Raw genomic sequence first — 12,250 nt, forward strand, 5'->3', positions numbered from 1 at the left:
GCAGCGGCGATAGGCATTGGTCGTCGGGGCATCCTGCTGGTTACCCTTGTCCACCTCACCGCGCTTCAAGCGCAACAGTGTACTTCAGCCAGGAGTTCCGCCCAAGTGAACAGTGCCTCGGAAACCGCTCAGAACGCCATGCCATCCTCACAGCCCGACCTCAGCCATGCAGAGCAGGAGGCATTGGCAAACGGTTTCCGCCTCGAGAAGGATCTACTGGGACGCGAGCCGGTCCCGACAGAGGCCTATTACGGTGTCCAGACCCAGCGTGCACTCAACAACTTCCATCTGTCCGGCGTGCCGCTGTCCCACTTCCCGCGTCTGGTGGAAGGCCTGGCATTGGTCAAGGCCGCTGCCGCGGAAGCCAATCACGCGCTGGGCTATCTCGAGACACGTGAGCACGATGCCATCCAGCATGCCTGTGCACGCTTGATGAATGGCGATCATCACGATCAGTTCGTGGTCGACATGATCCAGGGGGGTGCCGGTACCTCGACCAACATGAATGCCAACGAGGTGATCGCCAACCTCGGGCTGGAATATCTTGGCTATCCGAAAGGGGATTACCAGCACCTGCACCCCAACAATCACGTCAACATGGCGCAGTCCACGAATGACGCCTATCCGACGGCCATTCGTGTCGGCCTGCTGCGCAGCCACTCGATGCTGGTGGATGCGCTGAGCGAACTGGCCAATGCCTTTGCCAGCAAGGCACTGGAATTCGATGATGTCGTCAAGATGGGGCGCACCCAGCTTCAGGATGCGGTGCCGATGACGCTGGGCCAGGAATTCCGCGCCTTCGCCAACACCCTGCGCGAAGATGTCGAGCGCATCGCCAACCTCAACGAGCTGCTCAAGGAAGTCAATCTGGGGGGCACGGCGATCGGCACCGGCATCAACGCCGATCCGCGCTACAGCGCCCTGGCCATCGAGGCATTGGCACGTCGTTCCGGCATCGACTTCCGTCCGGCGTCGGACCTGGTCGAGGCGACCAGCGACATGGGGGCCTTCGTGCTGTTCCACGGCATGCTCAAGCGCCTTGCGGTCAAGCTGTCCAAGATCTGCAATGACCTGCGTCTGCTGTCTTCCGGCCCGCGCACCGGCTTCAACGAGATCAACCTGCCGCCTCAGCAGCCGGGCAGCTCGATCATGCCGGGCAAGGTCAATCCGGTGATTCCGGAAGCCGTCAACCAGGTCGCCTTTGACGTGATCGGCAACGACACCGCGCTGACCATGGCGGCGGAAGCCGGCCAGTTGCAGCTCAACGTGATGGAGCCGCTGATCGCCTACAAGCTGCTGGATTCCATCCGCCAGCTGAGCCGAGCCATGACCATGCTCAAGAATCGCTGCGTGATCGGCATCACGGCCAATCGGGATCGTTGTGCGGAGCTGGTCAACAACTCCATCGGCCTGATCACTGCCCTCAACCCCTACATCGGCTATGACAACGCGACCCGCATCGCCAAGGAAGCCCTGGTCAGCGGTCGCAGCGTATTGGAGCTGGTGCGCGAGGAAGGCCTGCTGGATGAGGCGCGCCTTGAAGCACTGCTGTCGCCGCAGGCGATGACACGGCCGCGCCAGATGAAGGATTGAAGCTGCAGCGAGGGTCACGCGGGTAGAAGCGCTCGGGCTGCGCTTCGACGTGGTCAAAGTGCTTGGTGTTCTTGTAGGGCATCTTCATGAAGCCCGACACCCCCAGTCCGGAAATCAGTGGCACGGCGGCCAGGATGACATCCAGAAGATGCGCGAAATCGGCTTCACGCCCAGGGTCGAGCAGACGGTAATAACTGTGGATCTTGAGATGATGCGGCAATGCCTCGAAGATCAGCATTCCGGTGTGATGGATCTGATTGAGTTCCGACAGCGCGTTCATGATCTGTTCCGGCAGGGCCAGAAACTCCTCGGGATCCGGGCCATCCTCGAAATAGGAGTGCACTCGTGATTCATCCTCCAGCTCCGGAACGGCGCTGACTTCATAGGGAAAGCGGAGTGAAGGCGTCCTCGGGGTCGTCGCGCTCCAGGTGCAAGGTATCACGCGCATTGAACAGACAGGCCTTGAACACACCCTGTCGATAGATGGCACGCGCCAGCGCCACCATGTTGTTGACCGCTACCACGAAGGCGGCCTTGAGCGAGGGGTCATGCAGGTGCAGCGCCGTGTCCACGAAGATGCCCTGCGGCTCCCAGCGGATCGCCAGTCCCCCGACGATCGGATACTTCCCCAGCCGGCTCACCGCGGCCAGAAAGGCTTTCTCCGTATCTCCCATGCCCTGCATGAAGTTCTTGTAATAGCGATCCAGCTGGACGTCATTGACGGCATCCAGCGCATTGCATCGATCTCGAAGGCTTCCCGCAGAAAGGATTTGCGCGAGGTATAGACGACGGTGTCGATGTCGCGGGCGGCAGGCCGCACCCAGACGGGAAGCAGAGAGGGTATCGGCGATGACGGCAGTTCCGGCATGACCAGACGAGCCATTCTCGGCATCTCGCGCAGGAAGTAGTCACCCGCCTGCATGCGCAGCATCGGGTCTTCCGCCAGCATGCCATCCAGCATGCGCGCGAACTCCCGTGGCAGTCCCAGCGAGGTTGCCGGGATGGCCCGCACGCCGAAGCGACACGACTGCCCTGACGCCAGTGCATAGAGTGTCGCGGCCACGCCTTGCTCATCGAAGCGAGGCGAGGACAGCGCGCCATTGAGCTGTTCCTCGCCGATGAAGTAGACATCGCCCAGTCGCGCGTTGGTCTGCTGCAGATCATCCGACATCAGCTGCATCACATTGGTCGTGAGGTATTGCATGTGCTCGTCGAGTTGCGCGAAGACGGCACTGCCCCAGTCGATCAATGCTACCTGCTCACGCTCGGCATCGAAGACCAGGTTGGACGGTTTGATATCCCCGTGCACCACCGCGGGCGTGTCGGGGCTTGCGGATGACCCACGCAGCGACTTGAGAATCCCGGCAAGCTGACTGGCGACCCTGATCACCAGACGCGGTGACATGCGGCCATGCTTGAGCGAGTACTCCTCGAGATTGATGCCCGGCGCGCGCTCCATGACCAGTATCGACTGGCGGCGAACGCGCTGGTAACTGATCAGGCGCGGAATCAACGGATGCGCGACCTGGTCGAGCATGAAGGCCTCTTCCTCCAGACGGTCCTGCAACGCCTGAGGCAAGGTGACCCGCGTGAACTTGAAGACGTGCTCCTCTCGAATGGCCGTGCCTTCACCAGGGCGCCACCCGGCAAACACGAAGCCATAAGCCCCCTTGCCCACCAGATGGATTTCGCGATAGCCCAGCCCCTCGAGCTGGGCAATGCACAGTGCCACCCAGTCCTTGAGCTTCTTGGCATCATGATGCGAGAGCAGGTAGATGGACTGCTCTTCCGGGATATAGAACTGTTGCAGGCGCTCATGAGCGCGCGTGTCACTCATGGACAAGCGCCTCCCTCATCGAACCCCGTCATGCCAGCGACAGCAGCATCTCATCGGGATGCTCCAGATAGTGCTTCCACAGATTGCTGAAGCGAGCGATGGTACCGCCATCGATGATGCGGTGATCCCCGGCCCAGGTGATCGTCATGATGTCGCGCGCGCAGACATTGCCATCGACATCGAAGCGCGGCAGCCGCTGAGTACGACCGAGGGCCACGATGGCGACCTCGGGCTGATTGATGATCGGGGCCGCATAGGTGCCGCCCAGAGCACCGATGTTGGAGATCGACAGCGTGCCACCCTTGAGATCCGCCTGCGGGACACGACCATTGCGTGCCGCCTCGGTCAGTCTGGCCACCTCACGCGCGATCTCGAGGATGCTCAGGCGTTCGACGCCCTTGACGTTGGGCACCATCAGGCCGGCGGCACCATCGACAGCCATGCCGATATTGCAGCTTGCGTGATAGAGCACCTGGCTTTCATCGTCACTGAGACGTGCATTGAGAATCGGCTCTTCGAGCACCGCCAATGCCATCGCCTTCATGATGAAGGGCATCAGCGTCAGGCGAGTCCCCTCCTTGTCGGCCCGTGACTTGAGACGCGCACGCAGCGCGAGCAGCTCCGTCACATCGAGCTCATCACCGTAATGGAAATGGGGGATCTGGGTGCTGGATTGCACCATGCGTCGGGCCATGACGGCCGCCACGCCCTTGAGGGGGACCTGCCTGGCTTCCAGCCGCGCTGCACGTGGCTCGTTCGGCCGTGTCATCGCTGTCAGGCACATAAGCGTACAAGGGGGTATGGACACGGGCGTTCTCCCCCTGAGCGTAATGGAAGCGCACGATTCGCCCGGGCTCGGAGGCCGTGATCTCGACCAGCGCCTTGTCTGTCATCACATCGACGATCGTCTGGTCTTCCTCGACCTTATCACCCTCGGCCACATGCCAGGTGACCACCTCACATTCGACGATGCCTTCGCCGATGTCCGGGAGGATGAAATCACGCGAACGTCGTTCACTGACAGCCTCTCCAGCGGTCTGATCCGCGCTGTCGGCGCCCAGCGCCTTCGCTCCGGACGTCATCCACCGCAAACAGCGGTGCATGCACCCGGGCAATCTCGCCCTCCCGACAATACAGACGAACCACGGTACCTGCGTGAGGCGCGGGAATTTCCACCAATGCCTTGTCCGTCATTACCTCGGCGACCGCCTGATCTTCCTCGATCACATCGCCTTCCTTGATCAACCACTTGACCAGCTCGCACTCGACGATCCCCTCGCCGATATCGGGCAGGATGAAATCATTCATGGCACACGTCACTCCCTGTCAGTAATTCAGGCTCTGCTTGATGGCTTCGTATATCTTGAGCTCGTCCGGCAGATGCTCCTTCTCGAGCACCAGCGGGAACGGTGTGTCCAAACCGGTGACACGACGTATGGGCGCTTCCAGATACAGGAAGCAACGCTCTTGCACGGTTGCCGCTATCTCGCTGGCGAAACCTCCCGTCAGCGGTGCTTCATGACTGACCACCAGGCGACCCGTCTTGAGCACGGATTGGCATACGGTCTCGAAATCCCAGGGCAGAATGCTGCGCAGGTCGATCACCTCGCAGTCGATACCATCCTGTTCGGCCAATGCGGCCGCCTTCTCGATGACCTCCATCTGGGCTCCCCAGCCCAGAAGCGTGATGTCGCGGCCTTCACGGATGACCTCGGCGACGCCCAGCGGCAGCTCATAATCCGCTTCCGGCACCTCGCCCACGGAAGCGCGATAGAGACGCTTGGGTTCCATGAACAGCACGGGATTGGGGTCACGGATCGCCGCCAGCAGCAGGCCTTTCGCCTGATGGGGGTTGCGCGGAATCACGATCTTGAGCCCGGGGGTATGCGCAAAATAGGCTTCAGGTGACTGGGAGTGGTAGAGCCCGCCGGCAATGCCCCCGCCATAGGGGGTTCGAATGGTCAGCCCGCCGACATTGAAGAGATCCCCGGAGCGGTAACGGAACTTGGCCGCCTCGTTCACGATCTGGTCGAACGCCGGGAAGATGTAGTCGGCGAACTGGATCTCGGCGACCGGGGTCGAGCCCTGCGCCGCCAGTCCATTGGCGAAGCCGATGATGCCCTGTTCCGTCAAGGGCGTATTGAAGCAACGCTCACGGCCGTACTTGTCCTGCAGATGACTGGTGGCACGGAAGACACCGCCGAATACGCCGACGTCCTCACCGAACAGCACCACCTGTGGGTTGGCCGCCATCGCGATGTCCAGCGCGTTGTTGATGGCCTGCAGCATGTTCATCTGCTTCTTGCCTGAGCTCGCGCCGGCTGGTCTCCCTGCTGACGCTGCTGATGGGCCTTGCGGCTCTGCTCGATCTCATCGGCACTAAACCCCATGCTGCTGGCCCCCTTGGGATAGGCATGCGGGTATTTGCGGATATGCTGCTTGAGGTCTTCCATCTGCGCTTCCAGCAAAGGGGGCGGCGTGTCATAGACATCAGTGATCAGGCTCTCCAGCGGAGGCGGAGCCAGTTTCTCGGCGCGCTTCATCGACTCGAGCACCTCTCGGCGCAATTGATCGCCGGTAGCCTTCTCCTCCTCCTCGCTCCACCAGCCCTGGGCCTCAAGCCAGTGTCGCATGCGCAGGATGGGGTCCTTGTCGCGCCAGATGGCCTCTTCCTTCTTGCTGCGATAGCCCGAGGGGTCATCAGAGGAGGAATGCGCGGCCAGGCGATAGGTCATCGCCTCGATCAATACCGGCTGATTCGTCTCGACGGCGATCTTGCGCGCCGCCTGGGTGGCTTCGTAGACGGCAATCACATCGTTGCCATCCACGCGGATGCACTGCATGTGATAACCGAAGGCGCGCGGCGCGATGCCATCTGCGGCGAATTGCTCGCAGGACGGTGTGGAAATCGCGTAACCATTGTTGCGGCACAGGAAGATGCACGGCACACGATGTACCGATGCCATGTTGAGGGCCGCGTGGAAATCCCCTTCCGACGCGGCACCCTCTCCGAAGATGGTAATGGTGCATTGCCCCTTGCCCGCCAGCTTCTGACCATAGGCGTAGCCGGTCGCCTGAGGAATCTGGGTCGCCAGCGGCGATGAGATGGTCATGTAGTTCAGATCACGCGAGCCGTAGTGGATCGGCATCTGGCGTCCCTTGCCGTAGTCGCGTTCATTGCCGAACATCTGATTCATGAATTCGTCACAGCTGAACCCACGCCACGCCAATGCGCCCTGCTCGCGATACTGGGCCATGATCATGTCGTCATCCTGCAGCGCGGCCGCACTGCCGATCACCGTGGCTTCCTCACCCGTGCATTGCATATAGAAGCTCAGGCGCCCCTGACGCTGGGCAGCCAGCATGCGCTCATCCAATACCCGGATGAACAGCATGGTGTGATAGATCCTGAGCGCTTTCTCGCGCGTGATAAGGACAACCACATGAGTGACACTTCACGTCCCAATCTCTGGCGCCGCCTGCCGCTATGGCAGAAGATCCTCGGTGGCCTGGCGCTGGGTATCCTTGCCGGCGCCCTCATGGGTGAGAACGCCAGTGTCTTCAAGCCGCTGGGCGATATCTTCATCAATGCCATCAAGATGCTGATCGTACCTCTGGTATTCAGCACCCTCGTCGTCGGTATCACCTCGATGCGTGACCCTCAGAAGATGGGGCGCATCGGTGGCAAGACCATCGCGCTTTACCTGCTGACCACGGCCTTCGCGATTGCCATCGGCATGCTGGCGTCTGCCATCTTCCAGCCGGGTGCCGGTTTCGAATTCAGCTTCGACAAGGCCATGGAAACCAAGGAAGCACCGTCTCTGGTGCAGATCCTGGTGGATCTGGTGCCCAGCAACCCCATTGATGCGCTTGCCAATGGCAACATCATGCAGATCATCGTCTTCGCCATCGGGATCGGCGTCTCGCTGATCATGATCGGCGACAAGGGCGAACCGGTCGTGCGTGTCTTCGACAGCTTCGCGGAAGTGATGTACAAGCTGACCGAGTTCGTGATGGCCTTCGCCCCGTTCGGGGTCTTCGGCCTGATGGCGCATGTCTCCGGCAACTACGGCATGGATGTGCTGCTGCCGCTGGCCAAGGTCATCGCCGTGGCGTATCTGGCGAGCATCGTGCATGTGCTGGTGGTCTACTCCGGCCTGTTGGCGACACTGGGCAAGCTGAACCCGATGCGCTACCTGCGTGGCATCGTCGATGCGCTGGTCGTGGCGTTCTCCTCGGCCTCAAGCTCCGGCACCCTGCCGATCTCGATTCGCTGTGCCCAGAAGAATCTGGGCGTCTCGGAAGGCGTATCTGGCTTCGTACTGCCGGTAGGCGCCACCATCAACATGGACGGTACCGCCATCTATCAGGGTGTCGTGGCGCTGTTCATCGCGCAGATGACCGGGATCGAGCTGTCGGTGATGGATTACGGCATGATCGTGCTGACCGGTACCCTGGCCTCCATCGGCACGGCGGGCGTTCCCGGTGCCGGGCTGATCATGCTCTCCATCGTGCTCAGCCAGGTGGGTCTGCCGCTGGAAGCGATCGCCGTGATCGCCGGCATCGACCGCATCCTCGACATGGCGCGCACCACCGTCAACGTCGCGGGCGACCTGATGGTCACCACCCTCGTCGGCAAGTCCGAGAAGGAACTGGATCTGGAGATCTACAACGCGCCGCATCCGGCGGGGAATCGCGCAGCTCGCGCCTCAGCACCTTGCCGACATTGGTCTTGGGCAGGTCATCGATGAACACCACATGGCGTGGCACCTTGTAGCTGGCCAGCTCCTTGCGCGACCACTCTCTCAGCGCATCCGCCTCAAGCTCCGCACCGTCCTTGAGTACCACATATAGCTTGATGGCTTCCCCGCTACGTTCATCAAGAACCGATACCGCAGCGGCCTCCAGGACATCCGGATGTCGCACGATCACGTCCTCGACCTCGTTGGGATAGACGTTGAAGCCGGAGACGATGATCATGTCCTTCTTGCGATCGACGATGCGCATATAGCCATCGTCCTGGAAGACCGCGATGTCACCGGTGCGCAGGAAGCCATCGGCAGTGAAGCTATCCTTGGTCGCCTGCTCACGCTGCCAATATCCCTTCATCACCTGCGGCCCCTTCACGCACAGCTCACCGGGCTCTCCCATCGCGACAAGCTCGCCCTCTTCATCGTAGAGACGCACCTCCGTCGAGGGCATCGGACACCCGATGGTGCCCAGCTGGATGGCATCCAACGGATTGAACGACACGATCGGCGAGGTCTCGGTCATGCCGTAGCCTTCGGAGATATCACTGCCGGTGACCCGCTTCCACTCTTCAGCCGCCTTGCGCGTCAGCGCCACGCCTCCCGAGGTGGTGATCTTGAGCTTAGAGAAATCCAGTGCCTGGAAGCCGGGATTGTTGCACAACGCCACGAACAAGGTGTTGAGCCCCACGAACATGGTGAAGTCATGCTTTTGCAGCGTCTTCACGAAGCCCGGAATGTCCCGCGGATTGGGAATCAGCAGTGAATGGTTGCCCTCGCTGAGCATGCAGGCCAGATGAATGGTGAAGGCATAGATGTGATAGAGCGGCAGAGGTGCCACCAGCGTCTCATTCCCGGCCGAGAGCCCCTGGGTCAGCGCCATCTTGCCCTGCAGCATGTTGGCCAGCAGGTTGCGATGCGTGAGCATCGCCCCCTTGGCGACGCCTGTGGTGCCTCCGGTGTATTGCAGGACGGCGACATCATCGAGTGCCAGTGTCGGCCGCTCCCAACGCTCGGCCTTGCCCTGCGAGATGGCCTGACGCAGCGGGATGGCATCCGGCAAGCGATAACTCGGCACCAGCTTCTTGACGTGCTTGACCACGGCATTGATCAACAGGCGCTTGAGCGGTGGATGCATGTCGCCCAGTTCGCAGACCAGCACGTACTCAAGGCTGGTACGCTCGCGTACCCGCTCCACCTTGTCGGCCATGTTGGCCAGCACCACCAGCGCCCGTGCACCGGAGTCATTGAACTGATGCTCCATCTCGCGCTCGGTATACAGCGGATTGGTATTGACTAGCACCAGCCCCGCACGAATGACGGCGAAGGCCACCACCGGGAACATCAAGGTATTGGGCAACTGGATGGCGACCCGATCGCCCGGCTTGAGATCGGTCTCGTGCTGGAACCAGTCCGCCAGCTGGCGACTGGAAGTTTCGAGCTCTTCAAAGCTCATGGTGCGATCCATGCAAGTGAAGGCCGGCCGCTGGGCGTGGGTGCGACAGGCGTTCTCGAACATGTCCATCAGGGAATCAAGGCCGGTGAAGTCCACTTCCCGCGAGGAGCGCAGGCACGACATGCCGCTCGTGTCGCCTGTCGTTGGCTGTGCTCTCGAAGCATCGGGCGAGGCATCTACCACGTGGGAAAGATCTGTAGTCATCTAGTTGTTAGTGGACTTGCCTGGCTCATCGGGTCGAGCCGCTAGGGGATCATGCATGGCGTTGCTCCTTGAACAGTACGTGGGGCGCTCGGCGTCACTGCCCCCGCTACCTTGTTGTTGTATGACGTTGTTGTAAGACGTCGTCGCGCGACTACGTCGTAAGACATCGTGGTGAGTTGCGTGGTGAGGCGCTGCTGGGGCTCCGTCGGGTGGGTGTCAGCCTGTGGGCTCTTTACTTTCGACAGCATAGCCGCAAACCCATGCTGCGCGCCGTTGGCGGAATCGATGGACCTGCCAGCATTGGAACATACGTACGTTTGATATTGCCTTGCGACCTTGGTGACATGCGCAGGCTGGCTCTGGAGCAGGGAAACAGCCCTGAGCCCAAGGAGGAACAGGCAACTCAAGAGAGGTCGCGGACCTCGTTCTCGATCATCTTGCGGATATGCTCTTCGTTCTCGATCATCGATTCGCCGTCCTCGCGCAGCGATTTCAACAACCCGATCATCATGGCGATCAACACGAAGGTGAACGGCAAGGCGCCGGCGATCGAGGCAGCCTGCAGGGACTTGAGCGCCTGATCTCCCCCCAGCAACAGCAGGATCAAGGTCACGGCGCCCAGCATCATGCCCCAGATGATGCGTTGCTGAACCGGAGGACGACGACCGAAGGCCAACAGGCGTCCCAGCACCAGGGTGCCGGAATCCGCAGACGTGACGAAGAAGATGATCACCACGACCAGCGCCGCCACCTTGGCTACGGTCGCGGCGTTGCCGGGTGTGAGCACCTCGAACGAGTGGTAGAGGGTTCCGGCGTAGTCCCAGTTGGTGACCGCAGCCGTATAGATGCCCATGTCGGCCCCGTACAGGGACTGATAGATGCCCGCCGAGCCGATGACGCCAAACCAGACCAGCGCCACGATGGAGGGGATCACCATCACCCCGAGAATGAATTCACGGATAGTTCGGCCGCGCGAGATGCGGGCAATGAACATGCCGACGAAACCGGCCCAGGCGATCCACCAGCCCCAGTAGAAGATGGTCCAGCCGCCCTGCCAGATGCGCTCATCCGGCGTGCGCGCCGTCCACAGTGTCATCGAGACGCCTTCGGTGAGGTAATCCCCGAGCGCGGTGATGGAGCTCGCGATCAGATAGTTGGCATCGCTCACCAGCAGGAAGTAGGCAAGGATGCCGAGGCATACCCAGGTATTGAAGGTGGAAAGCAGCTTGATGCCACGTGCCACGCCGCTGGTCGCTGACAGAGTGGCGATGGCGCTGATCAGCAGGATGGAGACCACGGTCACCATGCGCGACTTCTCTTCGATGAGACCCAGTGACATCAGGCCGGAGCCGATCTGCTCGACGCCCAGGCCGAGCGTGGTGGCGATGCCGAAAATGGTGCCGAACACGGTCAGGATGTCGACGGTATGTCCGATGGGCCCGTAGATACGGTTGCCGATCAGCGGATAGAGGGCCGAGCGCATCGAGAGCGGCAGGCCCTTGCGAAAGGCGAAATAGGCCAGTGACAGTCCGACGATGGCATACATGGCCCAGGCGATCGTCCCCCAGTGGAAGACGGTGAGCTTGATGCCACCGGCCGCCGCTTCCGCGACGCGGCTGTCAGGCACCGGGAAGCCTTCGTCCCCCGGCATGAGCCCACTCGCCAAGGCTGCCTGCTTGGCCTCGAAGAAGACGGCGACGGCCGCCTTGATGTCAGCACTCAGAAACGGATTGCCCCCGCTCCAGTCACTCGCGAAATGGATCATGGGCTCGGACATCGAGAAGAACAGCATGCCCGCGCCGGTACCGCAGCCGAACAGCATCGAGAACCAGGCAAAATTGCTGAACTCCGGACGTTCATCGTCACGCCCCAGCCGGATCTTGCCGACACGCGAACACATCACGTAAAGACAGACCACGAAGGTCGAGAACATGACCAGCACGTAGTACCAGCCCAGGGTGCTCTCTATCCAGGATTTGATACCCAGAAACTGATCGCTGGCCGTCTTGCCCAACAGAATCGCATAGAGAATGAAAAACACGGTCATGGTGATCGCGGTGATACCGAGCGTCGAGTTGAGTCCCTTCAGGACACCTCGCTGCTCGATCAGTGCATCCAGTTCCTTTCCTTTCAGCATGTTTCTACCTCGTGACGGACTTTTATTATCGTTGTTCATGACACCGGTATCGTGGTTCATGACAGCGGTATCGTTGTTCATGACACCGGTATCGTGGTTCATGACAGCGGATACTGGGGCTCAGGGAACCTCAGGCGTCATGGGGACATTGCGGGCAGATCGCGTTCACCTTCGGTCAGTCATGGGCGAGAACCCTGGCAGGAGACACCACCACGGCATGTCATCTGGCCCCCGCCGGTATGCGACTTTGTGGGGAGAATCCATGCTAGAGGGCC

The 12,250-nt window shown here is 61.0% G+C and carries 5 protein-coding genes and 3 pseudogenes; 2 read left to right on the plus strand and 6 right to left on the minus strand.

Annotation, left to right across the window (positions count from 1 at the left end; genetic code table 11):
• The first annotated feature begins 138 nt into the window (after positions 1-138).
• Positions 139-1,593 (plus strand): aspartate ammonia-lyase, encoded by a 1,455-nt coding sequence (locus tag CU110_RS08330; protein WP_077377375.1) that lies wholly within the window; start codon positions 139-141, stop codon positions 1,591-1,593.
• Between the two features lie 7 nt (positions 1,594-1,600).
• Here the strand turns inward: CU110_RS08330 and CU110_RS08335 are convergent.
• The 4 genes and pseudogenes from CU110_RS08335 to CU110_RS08350 all read right to left on the minus strand — a co-directional run.
• Positions 1,601-3,430 (minus strand): annotated as a pseudogene (locus CU110_RS08335) (phosphotransferase); the annotation flags it as partial.
• A 28-nt stretch (positions 3,431-3,458) separates the two neighbouring features.
• Positions 3,459-4,738: pseudogene (locus CU110_RS08340) on the minus strand (2-oxo acid dehydrogenase subunit E2).
• 18 nt (positions 4,739-4,756) lie between these two features.
• The gene (locus CU110_RS08345; protein ID WP_084209720.1) at positions 4,757-5,725 is read right to left on the minus strand and encodes an alpha-ketoacid dehydrogenase subunit beta; all 969 of its coding nucleotides are present in this window, start codon (positions 5,723-5,725) and stop codon (positions 4,757-4,759) included.
• Complete coding sequence (locus CU110_RS08350) at positions 5,722-6,825, minus strand: thiamine pyrophosphate-dependent dehydrogenase E1 component subunit alpha (protein ID WP_127736823.1); 1,104 nt, start codon at positions 6,823-6,825, stop codon at positions 5,722-5,724. The genes CU110_RS08345 and CU110_RS08350 overlap by 4 nt, the downstream gene beginning before the upstream one ends.
• A 48-nt stretch (positions 6,826-6,873) precedes the next feature.
• On the opposite strand from CU110_RS08350, the gene CU110_RS08355 reads away from it, so the two are divergent.
• A complete protein-coding gene (locus tag CU110_RS08355) occupies positions 6,874-8,181 on the plus strand; it encodes a dicarboxylate/amino acid:cation symporter (protein ID WP_127735471.1) in 1,308 nt (435 codons plus the stop codon).
• On the opposite strand, the pseudogene CU110_RS08360 reads toward CU110_RS08355, so the two are convergent.
• Together CU110_RS08360 and CU110_RS08365 are read right to left on the minus strand one after the other, a co-directional pair.
• A pseudogene (locus CU110_RS08360) lies at positions 8,105-9,757 on the minus strand (AMP-binding protein); the annotation flags it as partial. The gene CU110_RS08355 and the pseudogene CU110_RS08360 sit on opposite strands and share 77 nt — an antisense overlap.
• 484 nt (positions 9,758-10,241) lie before the next feature.
• A complete protein-coding gene (locus CU110_RS08365; protein ID WP_084208709.1) occupies positions 10,242-11,975 on the minus strand; it encodes a BCCT family transporter in 1,734 nt (577 codons plus the stop codon).
• Positions 11,976-12,250: the final 275 nt, after the last annotated feature.

The sequence above is a fragment of the Cobetia sp. ICG0124 genome (assembly GCF_004006355.1).
Lineage (GTDB): Bacteria > Pseudomonadota > Gammaproteobacteria > Pseudomonadales > Halomonadaceae > Cobetia > Cobetia marina.